This is a genomic window from Mesorhizobium sp. CA7 (genome assembly GCF_020165015.1).
Lineage (GTDB): Bacteria > Pseudomonadota > Alphaproteobacteria > Rhizobiales > Rhizobiaceae > Mesorhizobium.
Window position 1 is genome coordinate 83,135 of the sequence record NZ_JAIUHH010000008.1, and the last position, 26,948, is coordinate 110,082.

At 63.5% G+C, this 26,948-nt stretch carries 28 protein-coding genes and 1 tRNA gene; 10 read left to right on the forward strand and 19 right to left on the reverse strand.

Features of this window, described 5'->3' with window-relative positions:
* Position 1 precedes the first annotated feature (1 nt).
* The 5 genes from LB552_RS16655 to LB552_RS16675 all read left to right on the forward strand — a co-directional run bounded on the left by LB552_RS16655 (position 2) and on the right by LB552_RS16675 (position 5,695).
* The gene (locus LB552_RS16655; protein WP_224608367.1) at positions 2–1,132 is read left to right on the forward strand and encodes a glycosyltransferase family 4 protein; all 1,131 of its coding nucleotides are present in this window, start codon (positions 2–4) and stop codon (positions 1,130–1,132) included.
* A 96-nt stretch (positions 1,133–1,228) separates the two neighbouring features.
* On the forward strand, positions 1,229–2,764 hold the full coding sequence (locus LB552_RS16660; RefSeq protein WP_140842742.1) for an undecaprenyl-phosphate glucose phosphotransferase: 1,536 nt from the start codon (positions 1,229–1,231) through the stop codon (positions 2,762–2,764).
* Positions 2,765–2,769: 5 nt separating this feature from the next.
* Positions 2,770–4,077, forward strand: a complete 1,308-nt coding sequence (locus LB552_RS16665) for an O-antigen ligase family protein (protein ID WP_411962573.1) — start codon at positions 2,770–2,772, stop codon at positions 4,075–4,077.
* A 54-nt stretch (positions 4,078–4,131) separates the two neighbouring features.
* Positions 4,132–4,208 (forward strand) — tRNA-Pro (locus LB552_RS16670).
* Between the two features lie 416 nt (positions 4,209–4,624).
* A complete protein-coding gene (locus tag LB552_RS16675) occupies positions 4,625–5,695 on the forward strand; it encodes an acyltransferase family protein (protein ID WP_224608369.1) in 1,071 nt (356 codons plus the stop codon).
* A gap of 1 nt (position 5,696) precedes the next feature.
* On the opposite strand, the gene LB552_RS16680 is transcribed toward LB552_RS16675, so the two are convergent.
* The gene (locus LB552_RS16680; RefSeq protein ID WP_224608371.1) at positions 5,697–6,710 is read right to left on the reverse strand and encodes a sugar-binding transcriptional regulator; all 1,014 of its coding nucleotides are present in this window, start codon (positions 6,708–6,710) and stop codon (positions 5,697–5,699) included.
* A 149-nt stretch (positions 6,711–6,859) separates the two neighbouring features.
* On the opposite strand from LB552_RS16680, the gene LB552_RS16685 reads away from it, so the two are divergent.
* On the forward strand, positions 6,860–7,642 hold the full coding sequence (locus LB552_RS16685) for a hypothetical protein (protein ID WP_224608373.1): 783 nt from the start codon (positions 6,860–6,862) through the stop codon (positions 7,640–7,642).
* Positions 7,643–7,659: 17 nt separating this feature from the next.
* On the opposite strand, the gene ptsP is transcribed toward LB552_RS16685, so the two are convergent.
* From ptsP to LB552_RS16710, 5 genes are read right to left on the reverse strand one after another with little or no spacing between them, the layout of a single operon-like run.
* Positions 7,660–9,645: a phosphoenolpyruvate--protein phosphotransferase gene (gene ptsP, locus LB552_RS16690; RefSeq protein ID WP_224608375.1), complete on the reverse strand. Its 1,986-nt coding sequence runs from the start codon at positions 9,643–9,645 to the stop codon at positions 7,660–7,662.
* 47 nt (positions 9,646–9,692) lie between these two features.
* Entirely contained in the window at positions 9,693–10,073 is a 381-nt protein-coding gene (locus LB552_RS16695; RefSeq protein ID WP_224608377.1) for a PTS glucitol/sorbitol transporter subunit IIA, read from the reverse strand.
* A gap of 26 nt (positions 10,074–10,099) precedes the next feature.
* The gene (locus LB552_RS16700) at positions 10,100–11,104 is read right to left on the reverse strand and encodes a PTS glucitol/sorbitol transporter subunit IIB (protein WP_140842732.1); all 1,005 of its coding nucleotides are present in this window, start codon (positions 11,102–11,104) and stop codon (positions 10,100–10,102) included.
* A gap of 15 nt (positions 11,105–11,119) precedes the next feature.
* Positions 11,120–11,887, reverse strand: coding sequence for a PTS glucitol/sorbitol transporter subunit IIC (locus LB552_RS16705; RefSeq protein ID WP_224608379.1), 768 nt, complete (start codon positions 11,885–11,887; stop codon positions 11,120–11,122).
* A gap of 52 nt (positions 11,888–11,939) precedes the next feature.
* Entirely contained in the window at positions 11,940–12,377 is a 438-nt protein-coding gene (locus LB552_RS16710) for a transcriptional regulator GutM (protein ID WP_095767894.1), read from the reverse strand.
* A gap of 189 nt (positions 12,378–12,566) precedes the next feature.
* On the opposite strand from LB552_RS16710, the gene LB552_RS16715 reads away from it, so the two are divergent.
* Together LB552_RS16715 and LB552_RS16720 are read left to right on the forward strand one after the other, a co-directional pair.
* On the forward strand, positions 12,567–13,208 hold the full coding sequence (locus tag LB552_RS16715) for a hypothetical protein (RefSeq protein ID WP_224608381.1): 642 nt from the start codon (positions 12,567–12,569) through the stop codon (positions 13,206–13,208).
* Between the two features lie 89 nt (positions 13,209–13,297).
* The gene (locus LB552_RS16720) at positions 13,298–13,969 is read left to right on the forward strand and encodes an HAD family hydrolase (protein WP_224608383.1); all 672 of its coding nucleotides are present in this window, start codon (positions 13,298–13,300) and stop codon (positions 13,967–13,969) included.
* 1 nt (position 13,970) lies between these two features.
* Here the strand turns inward: LB552_RS16720 and LB552_RS16725 are convergent, their stop codons facing one another.
* The 7 genes from LB552_RS16725 to LB552_RS16755 all read right to left on the reverse strand — a co-directional run bounded on the left by LB552_RS16725 (position 13,971) and on the right by LB552_RS16755 (position 21,183).
* On the reverse strand, positions 13,971–15,137 hold the full coding sequence (locus LB552_RS16725; protein WP_224608386.1) for a DUF930 domain-containing protein: 1,167 nt from the start codon (positions 15,135–15,137) through the stop codon (positions 13,971–13,973).
* A 139-nt stretch (positions 15,138–15,276) separates the two neighbouring features.
* Positions 15,277–16,650: a pyruvate dehydrogenase complex dihydrolipoamide acetyltransferase gene (locus LB552_RS16730; protein ID WP_224608389.1), complete on the reverse strand. Its 1,374-nt coding sequence runs from the start codon at positions 16,648–16,650 to the stop codon at positions 15,277–15,279.
* A 3-nt stretch (positions 16,651–16,653) separates the two neighbouring features.
* Entirely contained in the window at positions 16,654–17,652 is a 999-nt protein-coding gene (locus LB552_RS16735; RefSeq protein ID WP_224608392.1) for an alpha-ketoacid dehydrogenase subunit beta, read from the reverse strand.
* Positions 17,652–18,683 (reverse strand): thiamine pyrophosphate-dependent dehydrogenase E1 component subunit alpha, encoded by a 1,032-nt coding sequence (locus LB552_RS16740; protein ID WP_224608395.1) that lies wholly within the window; start codon positions 18,681–18,683, stop codon positions 17,652–17,654. The genes LB552_RS16735 and LB552_RS16740 overlap by 1 nt, the downstream gene beginning before the upstream one ends.
* A gap of 2 nt (positions 18,684–18,685) precedes the next feature.
* Entirely contained in the window at positions 18,686–20,014 is a 1,329-nt protein-coding gene (locus LB552_RS16745) for an NAD(P)H-dependent oxidoreductase (protein ID WP_224608398.1), read from the reverse strand.
* Positions 20,015–20,251: 237 nt separating this feature from the next.
* On the reverse strand, positions 20,252–20,710 hold the full coding sequence (locus LB552_RS16750) for a YbaK/EbsC family protein (protein WP_224608400.1): 459 nt from the start codon (positions 20,708–20,710) through the stop codon (positions 20,252–20,254).
* A gap of 206 nt (positions 20,711–20,916) precedes the next feature.
* Positions 20,917–21,183 (reverse strand): helix-turn-helix domain-containing protein, encoded by a 267-nt coding sequence (locus LB552_RS16755; RefSeq protein ID WP_095767666.1) that lies wholly within the window; start codon positions 21,181–21,183, stop codon positions 20,917–20,919.
* A 298-nt stretch (positions 21,184–21,481) separates the two neighbouring features.
* Between LB552_RS16755 and LB552_RS16760 the strand changes: the two genes are divergently transcribed.
* The gene (locus LB552_RS16760) at positions 21,482–22,090 is read left to right on the forward strand and encodes a hypothetical protein (protein WP_224608403.1); all 609 of its coding nucleotides are present in this window, start codon (positions 21,482–21,484) and stop codon (positions 22,088–22,090) included.
* A 302-nt stretch (positions 22,091–22,392) separates the two neighbouring features.
* On the forward strand, positions 22,393–22,653 hold the full coding sequence (locus LB552_RS16765; RefSeq protein ID WP_095767668.1) for a hypothetical protein: 261 nt from the start codon (positions 22,393–22,395) through the stop codon (positions 22,651–22,653).
* 71 nt (positions 22,654–22,724) lie between these two features.
* On the opposite strand, the gene LB552_RS16770 is transcribed toward LB552_RS16765, so the two are convergent.
* The 6 genes from LB552_RS16770 to LB552_RS16795 all read right to left on the reverse strand — a co-directional run bounded on the left by LB552_RS16770 (position 22,725) and on the right by LB552_RS16795 (position 26,946).
* A complete protein-coding gene (locus tag LB552_RS16770) occupies positions 22,725–23,027 on the reverse strand; it encodes a hypothetical protein (protein ID WP_224530651.1) in 303 nt (100 codons plus the stop codon).
* Positions 23,028–23,120: 93 nt separating this feature from the next.
* A complete protein-coding gene (locus tag LB552_RS16775; protein WP_224608406.1) occupies positions 23,121–23,660 on the reverse strand; it encodes a MerR family transcriptional regulator in 540 nt (179 codons plus the stop codon).
* A gap of 131 nt (positions 23,661–23,791) precedes the next feature.
* Complete coding sequence (locus LB552_RS16780) at positions 23,792–24,115, reverse strand: integration host factor subunit alpha (protein WP_040983242.1); 324 nt, start codon at positions 24,113–24,115, stop codon at positions 23,792–23,794.
* Positions 24,116–24,219: 104 nt separating this feature from the next.
* Positions 24,220–25,191: a beta-ketoacyl-ACP synthase III gene (locus tag LB552_RS16785; RefSeq protein ID WP_095767671.1), complete on the reverse strand. Its 972-nt coding sequence runs from the start codon at positions 25,189–25,191 to the stop codon at positions 24,220–24,222.
* A gap of 9 nt (positions 25,192–25,200) precedes the next feature.
* On the reverse strand, positions 25,201–26,268 hold the full coding sequence (gene plsX, locus LB552_RS16790) for a phosphate acyltransferase PlsX (protein ID WP_095767672.1): 1,068 nt from the start codon (positions 26,266–26,268) through the stop codon (positions 25,201–25,203).
* A gap of 129 nt (positions 26,269–26,397) precedes the next feature.
* Entirely contained in the window at positions 26,398–26,946 is a 549-nt protein-coding gene (locus tag LB552_RS16795; protein ID WP_224608409.1) for a YceD family protein, read from the reverse strand.
* Positions 26,947–26,948 lie beyond the last annotated feature (2 nt).

The window sequence follows — 26,948 nt, forward strand, 5'->3', positions numbered from 1 at the left end:
CGTGGCGGTGAACCTCAGGATCGTGCACTGCTTTCGCTCACCTGTCGGAGGAATCTTCCGGCACGTGCGCGACCTTACCGAGGCGCAGGTCGCCGCCGGCCATGCGGTGGGAATCGTCTGCGACTCGACCACCGGCGGCGACTATGAGGAGCGCTTGTTCGAGGCGATGAAGGACAGCCTCGCGCTCGGCATCCATCGCACGCCGATGCAGCGTCATGTCGGGCCGGGCGACCTCGCCTCGGCCTGGCGTACCTATCGAATCATCCAGGAATTGCGGCCGGACGTGCTGCACGGGCACGGCGCCAAGGGTGGCGCCTATGCCCGGCTGTTCGGCTCACTGTTGCGGGTATCAAGGTTTCGCGTTGCCCGCCTCTATTCGCCGCATGGCGGCTCCCTCCACTATGACGAAACGACGGCGATGGGGAAGCTGTTCTTCGGCCTGGAGCGCTTCATGGCGCGCTTCACCGATTGCCTGCTGTTCGTTTCCGACTACGAGCGCAACACCTATCGCCGCAAGGTCGGCGAGCCGCCCATACCCAACACGCTTGTCTATAACGGCCTGCGCGCCGCCGAATTCGAACCGGTGACGACGGCAGCGAATGCCGCCGATTTCCTGTACATCGGCATGATGCGTGACCTGAAGGGCCCGGATATCTTCATCGATGCGCTGGCTATGGCCGGCGACGAGCTCGGACGCCCCTTAAGCGCCGTGATGGTCGGCGACGGCGACGACCTGCCGCGCTACCACGCGCAAGTGGAGCGACTCGGCCTGAAAAGCCACGTCCGATTCCTGCCGCCCATGCCGGCGAGACAGGCTTTCGCTCTGGCCGAGTTGATTGTGGTGCCATCCCGCGCGGAGGCGATGCCCTATATCGTGCTCGAAGCCTTAGCCGCTGGCATGCCGATGATCGCGACCGCTGTCGGAGGCATTCCGGAAATTTTCGGCGAAGACTCCCCTGCCCTGATCCGCCCCGACGCATCCCAGCTCGCCGCCAAAATGGGAGCGGCGCTCAGCGACTTTGACGGCTATCGAAAACTGATGCCGCAAGCCGATGAGCTGAAGGCCCGATTCGGTGCGAACGTCATGGCCGCCGACATCGAGAAGGCCTATTTCGCAGCACTGAACAAATAGGCCTCGGGCCGCAACAACTCCAAAACCACCGGTTGTTTCAAGGCTTTCTTAGCTCTCTTTTGCTATGCAGTTGCGCGAAGCTCGCGGACAGTTCCCATGAATGAGATCGACCCCGCGCACCGCTTTTCCATGGATGCGGTGCGCAACTACGATGCTCCCGCCGATGGCGAAAAGCCTGGCGGCATCAACGATGTGGCGCGCCAGGTCGCTTCGCAATACCGGCGTGATACCATGTCGCCGATCATGGTCAGCGGCGTGCTGCGCATGGTCGAGTTCGCGATGCTGTTCCTGTCTGGGCTCGGCGTCTATTTCTACTATGTCGGCTTCTTCAGCTATCTGGCCTGGCAGTATCCGTTGGCGATCGCGGCTACGTCGTTCCTGGCCGTGGTGCTGCTCGACGTGACCGATTGCTACCAGATCGCGGCGCTGATGCGCCCCCTCGCGAATTTCGGCCGCGTGCTGCTGGTCTGGGCCGGTAGCTTCGCGCTGATGGCGCTCACCGCCTTCGCCATCAAGGCGTCGGAAGACTATTCGCGCCTGTTGTTCGGCACCTGGTTCGTGGCCGGCTTCGCGCTGATCTTCGGCCTGAGACTCGTGATGTCCAGCCTCATCCGGCGCTGGGCGCGCGACGGCCGCATGGAGCGCCGCGCACTCATCGTCGGCGGCGGCAAGGCGGCCGAGCAGCTGATCCGCTCGGTCGAGAAGCAGCCCTACAACGACATCCGCATCTGCGGCATCTTCGACGACCGCAACGACAAGCGCTCGCCGCCGATCGTCGCCGGCTACCCGAAGCTCGGCACCATCTCCGAGCTCATCGAATTCGCCCGCATCGCGCGCATCGACATGCTGATCGTGTCGTTGCCACTGACCGCCGAATCGCGCGTCTTGCAGCTTCTGAAGAAACTCTGGGTGCTGCCGGTCGATATCCGGCTTTCGGCACATTCTAACGCGCTGCAGTTCCGGCCGCGCGCCTATTCCTATATCGGCTCGGTGCCGATGCTCGACATCTTCGACAAGCCGATCAACGACTGGGATTCGGTCGCCAAGCGCGCCTTCGACATCGTCTTTTCACTCATCGGGATCATCGTCTTCTCGCCGGTGATGCTCGTCACCGCGATCGCCATCAAGCTCGACAGCAAGGGTCCGGTGCTGTTCAAGCAGAAGCGGCACGGCTTCAACAACGAGATCATCGAAGTCTACAAGTTCCGCTCGATGTTCACCGACCGGTCCGATCCGACCGCCAAGCAGACGGTGACCAAGAACGATCCGCGCGTCACCCGCGTCGGCCGCTTCATCCGCAAGACCTCGATCGACGAGCTGCCGCAGTTCTTCAACTCGTTGTTCGGCTCGCTGTCGCTGGTTGGGCCGCGCCCGCATGCCATCGCCGCGCAGTCGCACAACCTTCTCTACAACGAGGTGGTGGACGGCTACTTCGCCCGCCACAAGGTCAAGCCCGGCGTCACAGGCTGGGCGCAGATCAACGGCTGGCGCGGCGAGATGGACACCAACGAAAAGATCCGCATGCGCACCGAATACGACCTCTATTACATCGAGAACTGGTCGATGCTGTTCGACCTGCGCATCCTGTTCCTGACGCCGATCCGCCTGCTCAACACGGAAAACGCCTATTGAGCGCCATCGCCAGTGAATTGCCGCCACAGGCTGTCAACCAGTTGCAGCCATCGGCAGTCAACCGGTTGCCGCCGCGGGCGGTCAACGCCAAGTTGATCTCGCTGATCGCATCGGCTGCGATCGGCGTCGGCATCCTGCTTTCCGGCTTCGTCATCAGCGAGCCGGCGCCCTATGAAATCTACATGGCCGGGCTGATCGCGGTCTGGGCGTTGTTCGGGCTTCGAATCTCGCGCGCGATCATGCCCCTGCTGGTGCTTCTGGTGGCGATGAACATCGGCGGCATGATCGCGATGACCCAGATGGCCGACCTCGCCAACACCCCGCTCTATCTCGCCGTCTCGCTGTTTTTGGCCTTCAGCGCGGTGTTCTTCGCCTCGGTGACTTCGGTCCAGCCGAGCCTCTACCGACTGATCTTCATCGCCTATGTCGTGTCGGCCGTGGCGACGTCGCTGCTCGGCATCGCCGGTTACTTTCATGCGTTTCCGGGCGCGGAAATGTTCACCAAATACGACCGCGCCGCCGGTGCCTTCCAGGATCCGAACGTGTTCGGGCCGTTCCTGGTGCTGCCCGGCACCTACCTGCTCTATCTGCTCTTGACCGGCCCGGTGTCGCGGATGCCGCTTCTGGCCGTGCCGCTGCTCATCATCACCGCCGGCATCTTCTTCTCGTTCTCGCGCGGCGCCTGGGGCATGTTTGCCGTGTCGGCGGTGCTGCTCACCGCCTGCCTCTTCCTGCAGAGCGCCAGTGGCAAGTTCCGGCTGCGCGTGGTGGTGATGACGATCGCTGCCGCGGCGCTGCTGGTCATCGCCCTCATCGTCATCCTGCAGTTACCCGGCGTGTCGGACATGTTCACACAGCGCGCGCAGCTTGAGCAGAGCTATGATTCGGCGCGGCTCGGCCGCTTCGCCCGCTATTCGATCGGCTTCCAGCTGGCGATGGAGCACCCGTTCGGCATCGGCCCGCTGGTCTTCGGCACGATCTATGGCGAGGACACGCACGACATCTGGCTGAAGGCGCTGATGGATTATGGCTGGCTCGGCTTCGTCTCGTTCCTGACGCTGACGCTATGGACAATCGGCGCCGGCTTCCGCATCCTTCTGCGCGACCGGCCGTGGCAGCCCTATCTGCTCTGCGCCTATGTCGCCTATCTCGGCAATATCGGCCTCGGCACCTTCATCGACATCGACCACTGGCGCCATCTCTATTTGCTGCTCGGCCTGGTCTGGGGCGCGATCGCGCTGGAGTACCGGCACCAGCGGGAATTGCGGCTGGGAAGGCCTGCATCGCTCGTTGCAATTTCACCTGCGCGATAGGCACCGAATTCGGTTGACCCGCACCGCCTTATCACGATACATCGCCACCCGGTCCGGAGTGTAGCGCAGCCCGGTAGCGCACTTGACTGGGGGTCAAGGGGTCGTCGGTTCGAATCCGGCCACTCCGACCATTTGAAAGAGAACTTCCCCCCAAGTTCTTAGGTTGAGCCGAAGGCTTCCGCTCCTTGGGCAACCGTTTGGTCCAAAAACAGCTTCTCGTTGATTTTAGAGTAGTTCCGCGACTTGTCGGCAGAAGCTTGGGGGCTGTCACGCGAGCGGAAGATCTATCTGGCCAGGAGGCCGAAGAACAAGAAGATCGTTGTCCGTCCGCCAGTGGGCATGCGGTGCGCTTCTTCATCGGCGATCAGAATCGTCGACGCAGTCACGTGCCTGGCGCCGAGCAGCGCCTCGGTTCTCCCCCATGGCGCCGGGCGCTGACACCGGCGTGGAGCGTTAACGGATTTGTTAATGCGGCTCGGCGTATAGGATTCCACGCAGTATCGACAGTTCTGAGCACCGCTTCGCGCTTACAGCAACGGCACTCTGTATGAAACCGAAGCCTTCTTCAGCGGGATCGAGCCTCACACAGCTGACCAGCTTGCGATTTTTCGCCGCTCTCTATGTGCTTGCCTTCCACTCGGCAGACATTGACGGAGCGCCGCCCCCGATCGCCAATTTTGTGCAGAACGGCTATCTGGGCGTCTCGTTCTTCTTCCTGCTGTCCGGCTTCATTCTCACCCATTCCTACTTCGACAAGATGTCTGACTGGTACGAGATCCGACAGTTCGCCTTAGCGAGGTTTTCCAGAATTTATCCAATCTATCTCCTTGCCCTTATTGTGGCTTTGCCGCTGACAAGCATGCCCTTGGATCACCCGCTTGCATCACTGGCGACACTTGGCCTTGTTCAGGCATGGGGCGGACCAACGACAATGCTCGGATTCTTCTGGAATCCTCCGGGTTGGACACTCTCGATCGAGTTCTTTTTCTATCTTGTGTTCCCGTTATTGCTTCCCGTCCTTTCAAGGCTTACGGGCGGAGTCCTGTGGATCAGCCTGGCAGCTTTGGTGCTGATTTTCGTAGTTATGTGTCTGCCGGGTCTCGGACCGACCGGCTACCTTGCGTTCGGCTGGATGAAGCTGGTGCCTCTCCCGCTGCTGAGGCTGCCCGAATTCATGACCGGCATCATTTGCGCTCTGCTGTTTAGGGCCGGCGCGTTCGATCGCTTCCGCAGCGACCGGCCAGCCATTCTGGCCATGGCGTTCACGGTTGCCACGCTTGTCGCGACACGCATGGTGACGACAGGGGGTTTCGCGGCGATCGGCTTTGTCGCGCTGATTGCGACATGCGCCGTGAATGACGGCAAGACCCAACGCGTGCTGTCGTACAAGCCGCTCGTGCTGCTGGGCAATGCAAGCTATGCCCTCTACATCCTGCAAATCCCGGTGCGAAAGTGGATTCCGGTGCTGTTCACCGGAGAATGGGAATGGGTCGGAAGTCTTTTGTACCAGCCTTTGCTGGTCGTTATCTCGGTCGTCGTTTTCATTCTGGTGGAGGAACCTGCCCGCAAGCACCTGCGCTCCTCAATTCCGCAGCGAGCGAGCCCTTCCGTCGCATGATTCAAGCGCCATGCGCCGCGAGCATGCGGCGCGCGCTTTCCTCGTCGGTGATCAGGATGGTCGGCGCAATCAGGTTCATGGCGCCGAGCAGCGCCTCGGTCTTTTCCGCGCCGCCGGAGGTGAGGATGCGGATCGGCGCCTTGCGCAGGCGGTCGACATCCACCGACATCACATGGCTGTTGACGGGATGGTCGACCAGATCGCCATTGCGGTCATAGAAATGGAACAGGAGATCGCCGACGGCGCCGCGCGCAAGCAGCGCCTCGCGGTCCGCTTCCTTCAGGAAGCCGCCGCGCGAGAAAGTGGTGGCCGAAGCGATCCCGCCGACGCTGAGCAGCACGGCGTCGAGCGCATCGGCCATCTCAAAAATCTCCTGCAGGCCGCAGCGCTCGACCAGCGCGATTTTTGTCTCGACGCTGTCGACGACCGCAGGCGTCGGCATCAGATAGCCGTCACCCTGGAAGATCTGGGCGAAGCGCCAGGCGAACTCGGCCGGGTTGACCCGGCGCGCGACGCCGACGCCGCCAAGCAGCGAAATCACGCTGAAATCGGTTAGCGATTTGGCGCTGATGAAGGGCAAGGTGTTGAACAGCGTGACTCCCCAGCCGACGCCGACCCGCATGCCGGATTTCATCGCGTCGGACAGGAACATGCCGGTCTTGGCGGCGATTGCCGGGATCGGGTCGGCATTGGGATCGGTGAGCGGCGCCACCAGCGCCTGCTGCAGTCCGAAGGTCTGTTCGAGCGCGCGCTCCAACCGCACGATCTCCAAAAGCTCGCTCTCGATGGTGATCTTCACCTCGTTGCGTGCCCTCGCCTCGGCCAGCATGCGCACGATGGTGACGCGGCCGACGCCGAGCACGTCGGCGATCTCGTTTTGCGTCATCTGCTCGACGAAATACATCCAGGCGGCGCGGATCCTGAGGCGGTCGGTCCGGCTTTCGCTCACGACCTGCTCGGATGCCTCGGCCGCCGCCCTGCCGTTTTCTGGTTCGCCCTGCCGTCGCCTGCCCAATTTCCCCTCCAACCCCGGCGGTGACACCTCGCCGATTCTGCATGCTGGTTAAATATCGCCTATTGATCTACCAAGCGAGACGAACAATCTAGAGAGGGCGGCTGGCGCCCAAAGCCGTGACCGGCTTCAGCATTTCGAGGCAATTGGCGATGCTGCGACAAATTTCCGAAGACGTCCGCGCCAACCTGAAGGACCGGCTTCGGGAACTGCGCGATGCCATCCGCCAGAACCGCCACGACAGCGCTGGCGACCCCTCGCAAGATATCGCCGGCAATTTGCCTCTCTTCCCGGGCCGCAGCCTGCTCGGCCACGCCGCGAGCGCCGTCGACGAGGCGCTGACGATCGCCGAATCCTTCGTACCGCATTCCCGGCCGCTCAAGGTCGACGGCACGACCGTCAAAAGCCTGCGGATCTATTTCCCGCACGGCGATGAAGACCGGCAGATCGGCGGCGAGCGTCAGTTCAGGCGCGACATGTATTATCTGACCCGCGCGGTCCTTGCCGGCTACGGCATCGACAATCCGCGCGTCCACGAGGCGAGCTTTTCCGCCGTGCATGTCGCAATGCGCAAGCGCTACGCGGACCTCCTGGCCGGCGCGACGGCGGATGCGGCATCGACGGACCAGGTCGCGGCGGCCTGTGCGGCTCTGCTCGTCGAATGCCTCAACCACCGTCCGGTTCAGCCTGGCGAGACCGGTCCAGGCCCGGCGATAGCCGGCGACCGGTCTCTCGACATCAGGTGCCTCGCGCCCGTGGCGCTTGCCTGCGGACTGGCGACCAAGGCGGATGGAACGCCCGAGCCCGACATTCTCGAGATCGCGGTGCTGGCTGCCGAAGTGCGGGAAGACCGCATCCGGCAGGCCTGCGCCCAGGCCAATGCCGTCCAGGAACTGACACCGGTTCTCGCCACCCTGCTCGCGCATCTAGCGTAACCGCCGCGAATTATCCGCTACCGTTCGGCCGCCATGGCCGCGATCGTCTTCTTGGCGCGCTGGATCGAGGCCGGGCTCATGCTGAGCTCGGTCAGGCCCATCCCGATGAAGGTGGGGATCAGGTCCGGACGGCCGGCGGCCTCGCCGCACATGCCCACCATGATGCCGGCGGCGACGCCTGCCTTCGCCGTCAGCTCGATCGCCGACATCACAGCCGGACTGGTGACGTCGTTGAGCTTGGCGACCGTCGGATTGAGTCGGTCGGCGGCCATGATGTACTGGGTCAGGTCGTTGGTGCCGATCGAAAAGAACGCCACCTCCTTCGCCAATGCGGGCGCGATCAGCACGGCGGCTGGCGTCTCAATCATCACGCCGAGGTCGAAGCTCGCATGCGGCACGCCTTCGGCCTTCAATTCAGCCGCGCACTCGTCGACCAGCGCACGCGTGCGCGTGACCTCGCCAATCTCCGAGACCATCGGCAGCATCACCTTGATGTTACCGTGGACGGCGGCGCGCAACAGCGCCCGCAGCTGCTTCTTGAAGATATCGGGCCGGTCCAGGCACATGCGGATGCCGCGCCAGCCGAGGAAGGGATTTTCCTCGTCGGGGAATTCGATGCCGGCGATCGGCTTGTCGCCGCCGATGTCGAGCGTGCGCACGATGACCGGATGCGGCGCGAAGGCCTTGGCCAGCGCGCTGTAGGTTTCGGCCTGCATCTCTTCCGACGGCAGATGCATGTGGCGCATGAAGAGCAGTTCGGTTCGGAACAGGCCGACGCCCATGGCACCTGCTTCCTGCGCCGCCTCGATCTCCTCCAACGAGCCGATATTGGCCGCGACCTCGATCACCGTGCCGTCGGCGCGCGTCGGCGTCACGCCTTTGAACACTTTCAGCCCGGCGCGCTCCTGCGCGGCAGCCTCGACGCGCCGGGTGAAGTCAGCCCGCGCGGTCTCGTCAGGGTCGACGATCACATGCCCGGCACTGCCGTCGATCGCCACCTCTTTGGCGGTTCGCAGCTCGTTGACCTTGTCGCCCAGACCGAGCACCGCCGGGATGCCGTGCGAGCGGGCGATGATGGCAATGTGCGAGGTGGCGCCGCCATGGCCGCAGACCACGCCGCCGATGCGCTTCAGCGGCGCGCGCGCCAGATCCCAGGCGCCGATGTCGTCGGCAATCAGGATCGCGCCCTGCGGGATGGTTTCCAGGCTGACTTCGTCCTGGCCGAGCAGCGCCAGGCAGATCTGCCTGCCGACGGCATGGACGTCGTCGGCCCGGGCGTTGAGATAGTGGTCGTCGACCGCGCTGAAATCGGCGGCAATGGTGGCCGCCGCGCCAATGACGGCGGACACCGCGTCATCGCCTTCCTTGATCAGCTTCTCCGCCTCGCCGGTCAGGCTGTCGTCGGCGGCGATGTCGCGCAAAGCGGCGACGATGCCGCGGTCGCCAGCGGAGAGATTGTTCTCGGCAAGCGTGCGGTCCATGCGCGCCTGGACGCTGGCGACGGCGCCGCGGAAGCGCTCGAGCTCGCCGTCGATCTCATCGGCCGGCAGGCGTCTGCCCGGTCCCTCGATCTCCAGCGGGAAATGGGCAAAGGCCGGCCCGATCGCCACGCCCTCGCTTGCGGCGACGCCTTGAAGTTTCGGGGTTCCATCCACCGCTGCGGCAGAAGGCTGCGCGGCCTCACGAGCGGGCGCCGGGGCTGCGGCTTGCGAGCCCTCATCACCTGCCTCGCCCTCGTCGTCTAGGCCAGCGCGCGGATTTTCCAGATAGCCGATCAGCGCCTCGATCGCCTCGATCGCGTCGGCGCCGTTGGCGCGCACGGTGACTTCCTGGTTCTCCTTGACAGCCAGGAGCATCAGCTTGACCGAGCTCTTGGCGCTGACCGCCTTTCCGTCCTTGACGAGCTCGACATCGGATTCGAAACCCTTGGCGAGTTTCACGAACCGCGTGGCGGGACGGGCGTGCAGACCTTCGTGCACTCTGACGATGGTCGAGCGTTCCATGGCAATACTCTAGGTTTGGGCGCCGTCGACAGACAGCGCGGATATTATCAGGCGGCGATGGTGATGACAGCGCCTGGCGTCAGCGCCGCTACGAGCGCCCCGGTATCGACCGCGGATGCGCAAACCTCGCCCGGCCTTTCGGCCTCGGATGCTCCGTTGAAGGAGATCACGACATGACCCATTTCGCGGACCTTGCTCCAGGCCGTGGAGCCGACCGCCGTTATCGTCGCCGAAACCGGTCCGAGCGTTATCGACGCGCCCTTTTGCGGCGCGTCGTCACTGGGCCCCTGCTCTGCCAAGTGCAGCACCGAGACTTCGGCGAGTTCAGGAGGCGAGCCATCCGCGAACAGGATGACCACGCCGCCTTCGGCGAGGTCCGCCACTTCGGGTCCTATTGCTGTGACCCGTGTCTTAAGAAGTACCGACATATGGCGAACCTCGTTGTTACGCGTTTTTAGAACACGATCAGGGAGACGATCCATGCGATCAGCACGGAGACCGGGCCCATGATCTGGCGGCTGATGAGCACCGCCGGCACGCCGATCTCGATCGTCTTCGGCTTGGCCTCACCGAGCGCCAGACCGACGGGAACGAAGTCGCAGCCCACCTGCGTGTTGTAGGCAAACAGCGCCGGCAGGGCCATTGCGGGCGAGATGGTGCCGTTGGCGATCTGTGGGCCGATGATGGCGACGCCGATGACCTGGGCGATGACCGCGCCCGGCCCCAGGATGGGCGACAGGAACGGCAGGCCGCAGATGGCCGAGATGACCAGCAGGCCGACGATGTTGTTGGCTAAAGGTCCCATAGGCTGCGCCAGCACATCGCCGATGCCGGTATAGAGGATCAGGCCGATCAGCATGGTCACGAAGGCCATGAAGGGCAGCACGTTGCGGATAACCTGATCGATAGTGCGGCGGCCGGAATTGAAGAAGATGCCGACCACACGGCCCATGACGCGGCCGATCGAGCTGATCAGGCCGATAAGCCCGCCTTCGCTCGGCAGCGGCTCGGCCGCCCTGGCAGTGGTGTTGTTGCTTGAACTCATCGATGCTGCTCCCCCCGCAGTGGTGACCGCCTCGGATCCGTCCGCCATTGTGACGTTGGCTGGCTTCACGCCCGAAACGTAGATGTCTTCCGTGATGAACTGGGCGAGCGGACCCGCCTGGCCGACCGGCGTCAGGTTGACGGTCGGGATACGCTTGCGCGGATAGACGCCGCAGCGGGCCGTGCCGCCGCAGTCGACGACAACGACCGCCATCTCGCTTTCGATCGGCGGCGCCTTGAAGCCGTCGACCGCCTCGGCGCCGGTCATGTCGGCGATCAGCTGCGCCACCGGATGAATGCCGCCGCCGGTTACCGATACGACCTTGTTGCGCTGTTCGGTCGGCTCGATGACCAGAGGCCCGCCCCAGCCGGTGGAGCCCCTCGAGATCTTTACTGCCTTGTATGTCTTGGCCATGGTGTCCTCCCGCCCTTAGAGCTCGACGCCCTGGCGGCGTGCCATGATGGCCGTGATGCGTTCGGTCAGGATGCCCTTCAGCAGGATGACGACGAGGCCGACGATGGCGTACCAGATGGCCACCTTGACGTGATAGCCGTTGGCGATGACGCCCCGCTTCTCGAGATCGAGCAGCGCGACCAGCATGCCGCCCCAGACGAAATATTCGCCGGGGTTGATATGCGGGAACAGGCCGAGTGGCGGATGCACGTAGGACACCGCCGCGTCGTAGAAGGCAGGCTTGTGCTTTTCTTCGAGGAAGGAGCCGAAAGTGTAGGCCATCGGGTTGGTGAGGAAGAACACCGACAGGACCGGCAGCACGGTGTAGCGGGTCAGCGCGATACGGCCGGCGCCGCGCGCCAGGCCGTGGACGCGCTCTTCGCCGACCAGTTCGGTGACGGCGTAGAAGGCGGTCATCAACACGACCAAGGTCGGGATGATGCCGGTGACGAAGCCGGCGAACACTTCGCCGCCCTTCTGGAAGATGCCGATGAAATACTTGCCGATCGCGGTCAGCCAGCCGAGCTGCTCTTCCTGCTGCACATTCTTCAGCTGTTCCTTGAGCTGATCGGCGGTGACCGGCGCATTGTCGGTCGTCGCCTGCGCCAGGATCACGAGATGGTCGGTGGCATGCTCGACGCCGAGCTTGCCGTGCCAGGCAGCATCCGAGACCATGGTGCCTGCGACATGCAGGTTGTGCACCGCCAGGTCGGCATGCTGCGCCAATAACGAAATTACAGACATTTCTCCTCCTTATGACCCCCGCCGGTCATTCCCAGCCGGCTGCCGGCGTCGCTTAAGCCCTTGCTACGTTCAAACCGGACAGGCCCGGCTTCTTCCCCGGCTCCGACCGCGCGCGGTCGATCTGCTCGATCGCCCGTTTCACGGCCTCGGCCACACCGGGTTCCCCCTCCCCCATGATCGCAGGGTTGGACCGGAGTCGATCGAGGGGGATACCCTCGAATTCTTCATGTCGCTTGAACTTGGTGAGCACCGAACGGCCGCTCATGACCATCATACGGCGCACGATGAGGTCCGGCGTCACGACGACGAGCGCGATGGTGCCCTTGGCGAGCCGGCCGCGGAAATTGCCGGCTCCGACAAAGCCGTCCTTGAACTCTCCGGTGACGCCTTTGAAGACGTCCGCATAATGCCGCATCTGCAGCCAGACGCCGAGCGATTGCAGCGCCCAGACGACAAACAGCAGAAGCAGCGCCCACTGCCAGATCGCCATTTCGGTTTCCTCCCGATTCTCTTCCTCCGGCACATATTGGACGGAGGCGAGATGACCCGAAAGTGAGAACATTTGTTTCCTAGAATGTCAACATGTATTATATTAGCCGCCGTAACGCTCCACAGGCGGCTGACCGATTTCGGCAACGGCAGCGCCTGTGCTAGCCTGTCGCCAAACGGGATATGAGACATGGATCTGCCTTTCAGGCACGAACTGGCGCTTATGCCGGACCTTCGTCACCGGCTGCGGCAGCTGCGCTGGTTTCGCGCCACCTTCCGCAGCAGCGCGAAGGTGGTGTCGGAAACCTTCGGCGTTCGTTTCGAGATCGACGAGGCCAAGCTGACGCGCGCCTTTCTCGACTGGATCGACGTCATGGAGGCGCAGAAGCGATTCGCAGCTGTCGACCGCGCGGACTTCATCGTGTTCGCCGCCGGGCTGGTGCTGCGCGAGCTGATCCGGCAGGCGCCAGCGCAAGAGGTCTCCGGTCTTACCGAAATGATCGAGACGGAAGCCAATGCCGGCACGGCGGAAATCGTGCGCTTCTGGCCGGAAGGTTTTCTCTATACCAACTACTGCGTGTCGGCGATTCTGGCTGTGCACGAGCAGGAGTTCGGCACGGCGCCCAGCATCGACAAATGCGCCGACGACCTGCGGACCTGGTGGTCCTACCGCGAGAACGCGACGGAAATGCCCGCCTATGCCGTGGCCTTCCTCGACCGCTTCCTCGGCGCCGAGCCCAACTGGATCACACCCGACCGCGCGCAGTCGCGCCAGGCCATGCAGCGCGCGCTTGGATCCACGCCGGTCAGCGAGGCGCTGCGCCAGCTTTGATGGGCAGGAGATGCATCCGCCTCACTATTGAACATCTGACTTTTTATCGATAGCGATGTGCGTATTGGCACAGAGGCCGGGAGACGCGCGTGGCGCAACCTAGACTGATTTTCGATTGCGACGGCGTTCTCGTCGACAGCGAACCGCTGGCCGCCAAGGCCTATGAGCGCGTCTATGAGAAGCATGGCATGCCCGGCGTCCATGGCGGCATCATCGCGCAATGCATCGGCATGAAGCAGGCCGACATCATCATCAAAATCAAGGAACTGACCGGCCATCAGTTCCCGCCCACCGCCGACGGCGACATCTGGGCCGAGACCAAGCTGCTCTTTTCGGAGGAGCTGAAGCCGACGCCGGGGATCCTGCCGTTCCTGAGCGCGCTTGCCGGCGACCGCTGCGTCGCCTCGTCATCTTCGGTCGAACGCATCAACCACAGCCTGTCGGTGACCGGACTGTCGCGCTTCTTTGGCGAGGCGATCTTTTCCTCCTCGATGGTCAAGAACGGCAAGCCGGCGCCCGACATCTTCCTCTACGCCGCCGAGAAAATGGGCGCGAAACCCGCCGACTGCATCGTGATCGAAGATTCGCCTTTTGGCGTCCAGGGCGCGGTTGCGGCCGGCATGATCGCGATCGGCTATACCGGCGGCGGGCATACCTATCCCGAGCACGGCGCCCGGCTGAAGGCCGCAGGCGCGGATTTCGTCTGCGCCGACTGGCACGACGTCAGCCGGCAGTTGGCCGGGCTTGGTGTCCCGGCCTGAACTAGCGGAGACTTGGGAAGCGACGCCGCGTCCACTCCCCAGGCGGGACCAATCCCCCCACGCGGAAGTTGAAGGACAGGACCCTCGTTGCATCGGCGTCGACCTCGCAGCGGAAGCTCAGATCATACCACTGGGTTGTCGTGCTGAAGGCAGCCTGCGGAGGGTTAAGAACATTGCCCTGCTTCAGGGGAATGGTCGGCAGCCATTTCGGCGAGTAATCGGCACTCTGCAATTCCTGGTTCAGAACATTGGCGCAAAGATTGGCAACGCGCTGATCGCGCGGCACGTTCTCCATCGAGCTTGTGGCAAACGCGTTGCCGGTTGCACCCGGCGAGTAAAGCTTTCTGACGCCCGGCAGGCCGGAATAGATCGGCGATCCCGCAATCTCGCTGTCGGCGGGGCTTGATCTTCCCGGGTTCCCGCTTGGCGCTCTCAGAGCTCTTGCGGATTTGAACTTCATCGCCTTGGGAGGCTTGGGCTTTGCTTTTTCGGCCGGCGCAGGCTTGTCGCCGCCCTCGGCCGTCAACGGCTTTAGTGTTTCGGCCGCTTGCTTTTCGGCGGTTTGCGGAATTGCCTCCTGCTTGTCCTGCTGCTGTTTGTCGGTGTCCTCGGTTGCCTGCTTCTCCTCGCTTTGCGCGGGTTTTTCGTCCGGCGCGGCGGCTACCGGCTTCTCTTGAGCCTTGTTGGTGTCCGCCTGCTGTTCGGGTGCCGCAGGCGGAGTAGGCTGGCTTGGCGCGGGCTGCGATGCGACAGGCGGCTTCGCGGGTTCATCCTTGGCCGGCGACGGCGCGTTGGCTGGCGCGCTGCCGCCGTCGAGGGATTTCTGCGGGCCGGTATCCTTCTCGCCATATTGGAAAACGCGCTTCAGAACCGGAATGTCCTGGGGTTTCGGCGGCTGCGGAGGCGGTGGCTTTTGCACGGCCTGCTCGGGCGGCTTTTCAGCCTTCTTTTCAGGCTTCGGCTCCAGCGGCTTTGGAGCGGGCTTCGGCTTGGGCTGCTCGGGCGGCGGCACGATCGCGACGTTGACCGGCTGTTCCTGCTGGTCCGGCAGTTGGTCGGGCCTCGGCAAGCCAAAGAACAGGAACGCCGCGATCAGGGCATGCAGGAACAGCGATGCGGCCAAGGCCCATCGCCAATTCCGAAACCATTCCCGCATCTTGCCGTTCATTGCGCCCGATGTGGAACGAAATGACGGCGGCTTCAAGCACCGGGCCAGGATTCGCGCGAGCTGCCGGCCTGACAAGTCGGTGATCGCAGGGCCGCGCAGCGTAAGAGCAAGCCGGGATCAAAGCCCTGCAGGAATTGGCTTACACCAGCATGCCCATCGGGTTTTCGATCAAGCGCTTGAAGGCGCCGAGCAGTTCGGCGCCAAGCCCGCCGTCGACGGCGCGGTGATCGGTCGACAAGGTCACCGACATCACGGTGGCTATTCTGATCTCGCCCTTCTTGACCACCGCCCGCTCCTCGCCGGCGCCGACCGCCAGGATCGTCGCATGCGGCGGGTTGATGACGGCGGCAAAGTCCTTGACGCCGAACATGCCGAGATTGGATACCGCCGTCGTGCCGCCCTGATATTCTTCCGGCTTCAGCTTGCGGCTCCTGGCGCGGCTTGCCAGGTCCTTCATCTCGTTGGAGATGACCGACAGCGTCTTTTCGTCTGCATGCCGGATGATCGGCGTGATCAGGCCGCCGGGGATCGAGACGGCGACGCCGACATCGGCGTGCTTGTGCTTGACCATGGCGCTGTCGGTCCACGAGGCATTCGCATCCGGCACCGCCATCAGCGCCATCGCCATGGCCTTGATGACCATGTCGTTGACCGAGAGCTTGTAGGCTGGCGCCTCGCCCTTCTCGGTCTTCTTCATCGGGGCTGCGGCATTGAGCTGCGTGCGCAGCGCAAGCAGCGCATCGAGCTCGCAGTCCAGCGTCAAATAGAAATGCGGGATGGTGGACTTCGCCTCGACCAGGCGACGCGCGATGGTCTTGCGCATATTGTCATGCGGCACGAGCTCGTAGGAGCCCTCGGCGAACAGCTTCAGCACCTGGTCGTCCGACATCGGCTTGGGCGCCGCGGCCGGAGCGGACGGGATTTCGACCGGAATCTCGGCGGCTGGCTGACCAGGGGTGGCCGCGCCTTTCGCGGCGACTGCGGCTTCGACGTCGGCGCGCACGACGCGACCGCGCGGACCGCTGCCTTGTATTTCGGCTATCTTAAGACCGGCTTCGCGAGCCAAGCGGCGCGCCAGCGGCGTTGCGCGCTCGCCCTGCGATTGGCCGATCTCCCCCCTCGTGGGGGAGATGCCCGGCAGGGCAGAGGGGGGCGCGAAGGAACGAGACGTTGGCGGGACAGCGCCCCCCTCTGCCGGCTTCGCCGACATCTCCCCCACAGGCGGGGAGAGTGGCGCCCTGTTCTGCGGCGTCGTTCCTGATTCATAGACTTCGTCGTCTGCATAGATCCATGCCACCGCTTCACCGACCGGAATGTCGACGCGCTCCTTGCCGGTGACGTTGCGCAGCGTGCCGCTGGCCGGCGCGTCGATCTCCATCGCCGCCTTGTCGGTCTCGATCTCGAAGAGCACGTCGCCCTTCTTAACCTTGGCGCCCTCCTCGGCGAACCAACGCGAGATCTGTCCGGTCGCCATATCCATGTCGACCTTGGGAAGAATGACTTCGGTCGGCATCGCTCAGCGGACCCCTTTCACCAGGTCGCGCGCGGCGGCGATGATGTCGGGAACCTGCGGCACCGTGGCCTTTTCCAGATCCGGATTGTAGGGGATCGGCGTTTCGGCGCCGCCAAGGCGCACGATCGGCGCATCGAGATAGTCGAACGCCTCGCTCTCGGCGACCAGCGCGCTCACCTCCGCGCCGATGCCGAGCGTTTTCACCGCCTCGTAGACGCAGAGCAGGCGCGAGGTTTTCTTCACGCTGTCGATGATGGTCTGCCTGTCGATCGGACGGATCGTGCGCAGATCGACCACTTCGATGTCAATGCCCTCGCCTTCCAGCGCCGCGGCGGCATCGAGAGCCTTCTGCACCATGATCGATGTGGCGACGATGGTGAGGTCACGGCCTTCGCGCCGGATCTCGGCCTTGCCGATCGGAACGGTGTAGTGGCCCTCGGGCACATGGCCCTTCATCTTGTAGAGCAGCTTGTGCTCGAAGATCATGACCGGATCCGGATCGGCGATTGCCGCCAACAGCATGCCCTTGGCATCGTGCGGCGTCGCCGGCTGGATGACCTTGAGGCCGGGTACATGGCCGAGCCAGGCCTCTAAGCTCTGGCTGTGCTGCGCGGCGGCGCCCGTACCCGAGCCCGCCGGGAAACGCATCACCACCGGCACCGAGACCTCGCCGCCAAGCATGAAGCGCATCTTAGCCGCCTGGTTGACGATCTGCTCCATAGCGAGCGTGGCGAAATCCGAGAACTGGAATTCGAAGATCGGCCGCATGCCGGTGACGGCCGCGCCCACCGCGACGCCGGCGCCGCCCAGTTCGGAGATCGGCGTGTCTATAACCCGCTCGGTGCCGTAGCGCTCGACGAGGTCGCCGGTCACCTGGAAGGCGCCGCCATAGACGCCGATATCCTCGCCCATCAGGAAGACACGTTCGTCCATGTCCATGGCGATCGCCATGGCTTCCTGGATCGCCTGGGCGTAGCTCAGTTCACGCAGCGTGGCGTCCATCACGCAGGCTCCGTGTAAACGTAGTTCTGAAGGGTGGCGATCTCGGGCGCCGGGCTCGCCTTGGCGAACTCGATGCCGTCGGCGATCTCCTTGGCGACCGCGTCGCGGATCGTCTGGATGCCCTGGTCGTCGATGAAGCCGAAATCGCGGAGTTCCGTCTCGAAGAGCGTGATCGGATCGCGGTTCGCCATCCAATCCTCGATCTCTTCCTTGGTGCGGTAACGGTTGCGGTCGCTCTTGGAATGGCCGCGATGGCGGTAGGTCTTGGATTCGATCAGCGTCGGCCCCTCGCCGGCCCGCGCCCGCTCCACGGCCTTGAAGGACGCCTCGGCGACCTCGGAGAAGATATTGCCGTTGACAATGACGCCGGGCATCGAATAGGCGGCCGCCCGCTCGGCGATGTTCTTGACCGCGGTCGAGCGCGCCGTCGAGGTCGACATGCCGTAGCCGTTGTTCTCGCACACGAAGATCACCGGCAGCTTCCAGACCGCCGCCATGTTCAGCGCCTCGTGGAAGGCGCCCTCATTGTTGGCGCCGTCGCCGAAGAAGGAAACCACGACCTTGCCGGTCTTCATCATCTTGGACGAGAGCGCGGCGCCCACCGCGATCGGGATGCCGCCGGCAACGATGCCGTTGGCACCGAGATTGCCCTTGGCGACATCGGCGATATGCATGGAGCCGCCGCGGCCCTTGCAGTAGCCGGTGGTCTTGCCGAAGAACTCCGCGAACATGCGGCTGACCTCGGCGCCCTTGGCGATGCAATGGCCATGGCCGCGATGCGTCGAGGTGATCTGATCATCCGCAGCGAGCGGCATGCAGATGCCCATGGCGCTGGCTTCCTGGCCGATCGACAGGTGCATGGTGCCGTGGATGAGGCCGCGCGTGTAGCACTCTTCCGCGCCCTCTTCGAAGCGGCGGATGAGGTACATCTTGTGAAGCACCTCCCTGAGCTGCTCCGGACTGTACTGGCGATAGACGAAAGGCAGGTTGGCCCGGCTATCCACGACGGCGGCTTTGCTGGCTCCAGCCATGATCACGCCTCCACGGCGCCGTAAACGAGCTTGTCCTGGCGGGCACGCAGCTCGGCGATCTTCGAGCCCGGCGCGGGCGCCGCGTTGGCATAGGTGATGAGCTCGCCCTTCTTGATGGGTGCAGTCACGGAGCCGCCCTGCAGCAGGCCGCAGGGAACGGCGCGCGCCGCATGGGCTTCCGGAGCCGTCATGATCCAGGCGCGGTAGCAATATTCGCCGATGGCATCGAGCTTGTCGCCGGGCTTCAGATCCTTCTTGGCAACGGCGCAGACTTCGGCCACGGGCTTGGCCAGCGGAACCATGTCGGCCTTGCCATAAAGCACGACACGGGCGCAGGTAAGCGGCACTTCCAGCGAGGTGAGGTGATAGGGACGATGGAAGGTGAAATACGGACCCTTGCCCATCTTCAGGTCTTCCATGCGCTCCGAGATGCGCGGATGCGACATGTCGGCGACGACGAAGACGCCGGGCGCTACACCCTTGCCGATCGAATAGTCGACGACGCCAACCTTCGACAGCACGCCGCCGTCCTTCTCGGGCACCAGCACCTTCGACAATTCGCCGAGCGTCGCCGCCGGACCGTGCATGCCGGGCTTGTCGGGAACCAGCCCGGTCGCATTGGCGATCGCCGCCATCTCGACCATGGTCTTCGAACCGTCGACGAATTCGACCAGCATGCGCACGTTCATGTGCCGGCGCTTGGCCTCCTCCTCATAGTCCGGGGGCGTGGCGTCGATGTTGAGCGGATTGTTCTTGCCCTTGCCGGCGGCAACGATCGGGTGGCCCATGGCGGAGACGAACTCGATCAGTTCCATACAGGAAGACGGCTCGTCGCCGGCGCCCAGCGAGTAGGTTACGCCGAGGCGGTCGGCTTCGCTCTTGAGATAGGCGCCTATGGTGACGTCGGCCTCGACATTCATCATCACCAGATGCTTGCCATGCTCCATGGCGCGCAGGCCGATCTCGGCGCCGACGGCCGGAACGCCGGTCGCATCGATGACGACGTCGATCAGGTCGTTGCCGATGACGAGGCTGGAATCGTTGGTGACGGCGATCTTGCCGGCCTCCATGGCCGACGTCATCGCCGAGGCGCTTGAAACCTCGCGCGCGTGTCCGGTTTCCTGGAAGGCGATATCGATGGCCTTGCCGGCGGCCGGCAAGTTGAGTTCGGAAATGGCGCCGATCTCGATGCCGGACATGTGGGCGACGCGGGTTACGATGTCGGTGCCCATTTCGCCCGAGCCGATCAGGCCAATGCGAATGGGCTTGCCGGACTTGGCGCGCTCCTCGAGGTCACGGGCAAGGCCCGTCAACGAAATATTGGAAGCCATGCCGCTTATTCCTCCCACATCGCATGCTGTTTGATCGCTTGACGGGTATTGAACATCTGTATTTCTGTCAAGACTAATGTCCAAATCTTTGACGCTTTTCGAGTCGGTTGACGCGCGACGGCGAAAGGCGCGGATGCCTATACCAAACCAAATGGAAGCGAGCGGGCCCCGCCGAATGTCGGTCAAAGCCGCGCTACGGCCCGTGACGAACCATGACGGGATTCTAGGCGGCAATTGCTACTGGCAAACGTCGACCCATACGGCGCCGACCAGATCGGCCATGCGCTGCGGTGTGATGCGCACCGCGGTATTGGTGGCGCCGGCTGCGGGAACGACTTCGTCGAAGGCCTTGAGCGACAGATCGCAATAGACGGGTAGCGGCGACGGCAGGCCGAACGGGCAGACGCCGCCAGGCGGATGGCTGGTGATTGCCAGCACCTCCTCGCCGCCCAGCATGCGCGGCTTGCCGCCCATGCTGTCCTTGAATTTGCGGTTGTCGAGCCTGGCGATGCCGCTGGTCACGACCAGCATGGCCTCGTCGCCCACGCGCAGGCAGATCGTCTTGGCGATCTGCGCCGGCATGACGCCATGGGCTTCGGCGGCAAGCGCGACCGTGGCCGAACTTGCCTCGGTGACGATGACTTCGATATCGGGTGCATGCTCGGCAAAAAAGGCGCGAACCGATTCCAAACTCATGGCGACCCCTCGTCAGACCTGTCGAACACCGGCTGGCGAATCGCATGGCGGCGCGATCATTGACAAGAGCCACGGCCGTGCGTTGCGCATCCTTGTCTTGACGCATGCCGTTTCCCCAAAACCGCAGCGCATAGGTGGGAGACATGCATCAAAAAGCCCGCCAGGCATGCCTTGGCGGGCTTTCACACGGACGCTTGCTTGCGTCCCTATTGTTGCGTGGGCCGGTTCTCGGCGGCCGGCACTCTGATCAATTCCTCTTCCGGCACCTGCAGGGCGGAAGCGATGCGCCGAAGCTTGGCGGGGTCGGCGTCCTTGCCGTCCTCGATGTCGACGATCTCGCCCACGGCCAGGCCGCAGGTCAAAGAGAGCTCCTCGATCGTGTATCCCCTGGTTTCGCGCGCGGCTTTGAACGGGTTGAGGCCGGACGCGGCAATAATGTCGTTGGAAACAGCGTTTCGTACGGTGTTGGGCATGGCAACTCCTTGAGATGAAACAGGGTCGGATGAAATGTGGTGTTGCCTGAGACGGGCGGGAGAATGCTCGTTAACAAATGATTTGCCAAGAGCACCCATGCGGCGTCACGCGTTCGTGAAGCTGCGTTTCGGCTGATGCCTCGGGCTGCGTACATGTAAGGTCGCGCAGCGCTCAATCAAGTTCTTTTGAAGGTCCGCGGCCGGATCCGCCGGCATTTTCGACGTCTCGATTCGTTAGCTTGCCGTCACCGGCGGCAGACAGACCGACGCCGGGCGTTTCTCGGAAGGATCGGATGCCATGAATTTGAAATCGTTCGCAATTGTGCTCGGCACAGTCTCAAGCGTCATCGGCGCGACGCAAGCGTGGGCCGCGGATGCCATACGTGTTCGAGGCACTGTCGTCGGCGTTGCCGGGTCGACGCTGACGGTGAAGGATCGCGATGGCAAAACCAATGCGATCACGCTCGCCAACGGATGGAAGATTTCGGGCGTTGCCAAGGCGTCGGCAGCCGATATCAAGCAGGGCGACTTTCTTGGCATCGCCTCGATTTCCAAGGCCGACGGCGGCAGCGGCGCGCTGGAAGTCGTGATCTTTCCGGCTGCTCTGAAGGGTACCGGAGAAGGCGATCGCGACTGGGATCTGCGGCCCAACAGCCGCATGACCAACGGCACTGTCGCCGATGTCAGCGAGATCGAAGGCCGCACCGTCACGCTCACCTATGACAACGGCCAGAAGAAGCAGATCGCTATCCCGCAGACGACACCGATCGTGACATTCGCCACCGCCACGCCGGCAGATCTCACGCCGGGCATCGCAGTGTTCGTCAATGCCGAGCGTGGCGGCGACGGCAAGCTGGTCGCGAACCGGGTCGTTGTCGGGAATCATGGCATCGCGCCGCCGATGTGAGGAGGCAGCGAGCGGCTCGAACAGCTTTGGCCGCTTGAACACTCGGCCTATCTGAGGCGGCGGCATTGCGGAGTGAGCCACCTCCATGTCGGGTGCCGCGCGCCGGATGCGTGGCGCGCGCTGAGGAGAGCCGCGCCCGGCTTTCCCAATCCGCCGATATCGCCGGTCAAATGAAAAAACGCACGGCATATGAACCTTTCCATTGGCCGCAGCACTAAGCGGTCATGGGCGCCGCAAGGTGCTCCTCACCCCAACGGGACGCCAGGACGGCGATCCCAAAACCAATGGAAGGAAATGCTCAAATGACCAACTTCAAGCGTATCACCCTGGCCGCGGCTCTTGTCGTCTCGGCTTTCGGCTCGGTCTCGGCTCCGGCTTTTGCTGGCACGCATCCGACCGGCGACGGCGGCGCGGTCTGTAAGGGCCATGGTTCTTGCCTGGTGCTGCAGTTGGATTGCAAAGGCACCTATACCGATGCCACCGACAAGAACGGCACCGTCTACGGCAAGTGCAGCCAGGTCATGAAGGTCGACCCGAAGACGCGGCTCAAGCTTGCGAACTGATCACCTGTAGCGGCACGGAAATGGCGGCCGTCGAGGACGGCAGCCATTTCTGTTTATATCCCCTCGATCAATCAGCGCCGGCCGATCAAAAGGCCGGCAAGCAGTCCGACCACGACCAGCCCGACGGCGGCGGCCGTCGCCGGATGATCGCGCGCCGTGCGCTCGATCGCCCTGCCGCTGCGCCTTATTGTCGGAAGCGCCTCGTGGAGGCGATCGGCAAGTTGCGAATAATAGTCGGACGCCGCCTCGCGGCCATCCTCGTAATAGGCGTCGCCGCGCCTGGCCAAAACCTTCTTCAGGTCGTGCAGTTGTCGCGAAAGTGCCGCGACCTGCTTGTCGATATCAACGTCGGAGAGGGTCGAAAACGATGCCATGCTTGTTGTCCTTCTCTTCGAGAAGGCCTAACGCGCGGACGAAGAGCCCGTTCCGGCCGACCGACCAAGCACTGTCAAGTCGAATATGACCGTTCAACGAACCTGGTCGAGCAGGCGCTTGCATTCCAGCAAGTCGAACAGCGCCTCCTGCAGCAAGGCGCGATTGTCACGCGACAATTTCGACGAGTCGGGTTGAACCGGACCTTCGTCGTCGCTCTTGCCCAAGCCGAAGAAACGGCGGCTGGGCTTCACCTTCGGTTGGCCGACCAGCGCGTCCTCTTCGCCGCGCGGCTGCGCGGCCGCCGTCAGCGGCACCTGCTCGGCCTGGCGGCGCTGGGCGATGGCCTCCACCGCGGCCATGTCGCCATTGCCGATGGCGACCAGGAAATGGTTGCCGTTCTCGCGCAACAGCTTCTGCACGCCTTTGATCGTATAGCCCTGATCGTAGAGCATATGCCGGATGCCCTTGATGAGCTCGACGTCTTGCGGCCGGTAGTAGCGCCGGCCGCCGCCACGCTTCATCGGCTTGATCTGGGTGAAGCGGGTCTCCCAGAAACGCAGCACGTGCTGCGGCAGGTCAAGATCTTCCGCGACTTCGCTGATGGTGCGGAAAGCATCGGGGCTTTTGTCCATGGGCCAATCCTCCACATTGGACCACGATCCTGGCATGGTGCCGAATCGCGCCTTATTTCAGCGATTTATGAAACGATATTCAAGCCCAGCGTCAAAACCGCCGGCGGTTTTCAACCGCATTCGCCAGCAAATTACTTGCCGCCCTTGCCCTTGCTGTTCTGATGCGAACGCAGGATCCGGTTCTTGAGCACGTTCGAGGACTTGAACGTCATCACCCGGCGCGGCAAGATCGGCACTTCCTCGCCCGTCTTGGGATTGCGGCCGATGCGCTCGTTCTTGGAGCGGACATGGAAGGTGGCGAAGGACGACAGCTTGACCGTCTCACCGCGAACGATGGCTTCGCAGATTTCGTCCAGCACAGCCTCGACGAGTTCCGCCGATTCCGTTCGCGACAAACCAACCTTCCGGTAAACGGCTTCAGCAAGGTCGGCACGCGTAAGTGTCTTTCCCCCCATGCGACCGTCCCATCTGCTCGCAAAAACGTAAATCGATACAGGCAAAGGCTGAGCCTAAGTAATTGATCCGGCAAGGTCAAGGACCGAACCGGCGAGTTCGGCACTTACCAGCGGAGCAACACCGCGCCCCAGGTGAAACCTCCACCCATCGCCTCGAGAAGAACCAGGTCGCCCTTCTTGATGCGACCGTCGGCGACGGCCACCGACAAAGCGAGCGGCACCGAGGCAGCCGAGGTGTTACCGTGTAAATCGACGGTGACCACCACTTTCTGCTCAGCAATCCCGAGCTTCTTGGCGGAAGCGTCAATAATCCGTTTATTGGCCTGATGCGGCACGAACCAGTCGAGGTCCTCGGCCGTTATGCCGGCCTCGCTGAAGGTCGCCTCGATGACGTCGGTGATCATGCCGACGGCATGCTTGAACACTTCACGGCCTTCCATCCTCAGATGGCCGACCGTTCCCGTGGTCGAAGGACCCCCGTCGACGAAGAGCTTGTCCTTGTGCACACCGTCGGAGCGCAGGCTCGCAGCCAGCACGCCGCGATCGGTGATCGCGCCGGCGCCGTCTTCCGCTTCGAGAACCAGCGCGCCGGCGCCGTCGCCGAACAGCACACAGGTCGAGCGGTCGCTCCAGTCGAGGATGCGCGAGAATGTCTCCGAGCCGATCACCAGGACGCGTTTGGCCAGGCCGCCGCGGATATAGAGATCGGCAGTGGCAACGGCATAAACGAAGCCAGAGCACACGGCCTGCATGTCGAAGGCAAAGCCGTGATGCATGCCGAGCCGGTTCTGGATTTCGACAGCCGTCGCCGGGAACGTGTTGTTGGGCGTCGAGGTCGCCAGGATGATGAGATCGATATCGGCGGGCGTCATGCCGGCGCTGTCGAGCGCGGCCCGCGCCGCATCCTCGCCAAGCGAGGCAGTCGTCTCGTCGTCGGCGGCGACGTGGCGCTGGCGAATGCCGGTGCGCTGGACGATCCACTCGTCGGAGGTCTCGACCATGCCTTCGAAGTCGGCATTCTTCATGATGCGGCGGGGCAGCGCGGCACCGTTGCCGCGCACGACTGATCTGATCAAGGCTCTTTCCTATTCCTCGGCGTCGGCGACGCCGGACTTCCTGTTTGCCTGCGCGGTCGGGTTGCGCGCATGGAACAGATCGAGGTCGGCCTCGATCCGGTCAAGCAGATTGTTGCGTACCATATCGTAGCCGAGCTCGATGGCGGCCGCGAATCCGTCCGAATCGGCGCCGCCATGGCTCTTCACGACGATGCCGTTCAACCCCAGGAAGACGCCACCATTGGAGCGACCGACATCCATTTTCTCGCGCAGCCTGTCGAAGGCGCCCTTGGCGAAGACGTAGCCGATCTTGGCCATGAGCGTGCGGCTCATGGCGGCACGCAGATAGCCGGCGATCTGCCTTGCGGTGCCCTCGGCGGTCTTGAGCGCGATGTTGCCGGCGAAGCCCTCGGTGACCACCACGTCGACCGTGCCCTTGCCGATATCGTCGCCCTCGACGAAGCCGCGATAATTCATCGAGGCCATGTTGGCCTCGCGCAACATGCGGCCGGCTTCCTTGACCTCTTCCTGGCCCTTGATCTCCTCGACGCCGACATTGAGCAGACCGACGCTCGGCCGCTCGACGCCAAACACCGAGCGCGCCATGCCGGTACCCAGAATGGCGAAATCGATAAGCTGGTGCGCATCCGCGCCGATGGTGGCGCCGACGTCGAGCACCACACTTTCGCCGCGCGTCGTCGGCCAGAGCGCCGCGATCGCCGGGCGGTCGATGGTGGCCATCGTGCGCAGGCAGAATTTCGACATCGCCATCAGCGCGCCGGTGTTGCCGGCCGAGACGCAGGCCTGCGCGCCGCCGTTCTTGACCGCTTCGACGGCCTTCCACATCGACGACTTCCAGCGGCCGTGGCGAAGCGCCTGGCTCGGCTTGTCATCCATGCGCACGGCGATCTCGCAATGGACGAACTCGCATATCTCGGCGAGTTTCGGGAACTTGGCGAGCTCTGGGCGCACCACGTCCTCGCGGCCATAGACGACGAAGCGGATGTCAGGGCGGCGGATGGCGACGGTCATCAGCGCCGGGATGACCACGCTTGGTCCGTGATCGCCGCCCATGGCATCGATGGAAATCCTGATCACGTAGTGCTTTTCTCACGGTTTGCCTGGCTTGCGGCGGACGCCTGCCGAGGTAAGGGGCCTCGCGAAGGTTCGGCGAAAATAACGGTTTTGTGCCTGCGCACAACCAACTTTTCCAAAATCCGGACCACCTCAGGATTTTCCAAGCAGCGAACGCAGCTTTTTCTGGAATTCGCTTTCCTCGGTCTGATCGTCGCCGGCGACGTCGAGCGAGGCTCCCGACTTGCGCGGATAAGGGTCGATAGCCAGACCGAAGAACTGCTCGGCCAGCCCGCCGACATCGATGGTGTCGCCGGAAAATGTCTCCGGACTGTCCGGACCGTCGGCGTCGAGGACGATCTCGCCGCCGCCTTCGAAACCTTCGCGCCCAAGCTTCGACTGCTCGGGCAGAAACAGCGCCTCGACGGGCTCGTCGATATGCGCGGCGACCGGATCCAGGGTGACGATGCAGGCTTGCGTGATGTCGGCCGCGACGCGACCGGTGACCTTGACGCCATTGCGCTTCCAGGGAACCACAAGCAGTTCGGCGCGATAGCTCTCGACCGAAAGCAGATCATAGTCGGCGGCAAGCGCCTCGCGCTGGCGCTCATCGGCCTCGACAAGGACCGGCAGGCCCTTTTGCGGCAGGCGCGCGACATTGGCGACGAAGGATACCGGGCTGCGCAGTTCGGCGTCTTTCATGC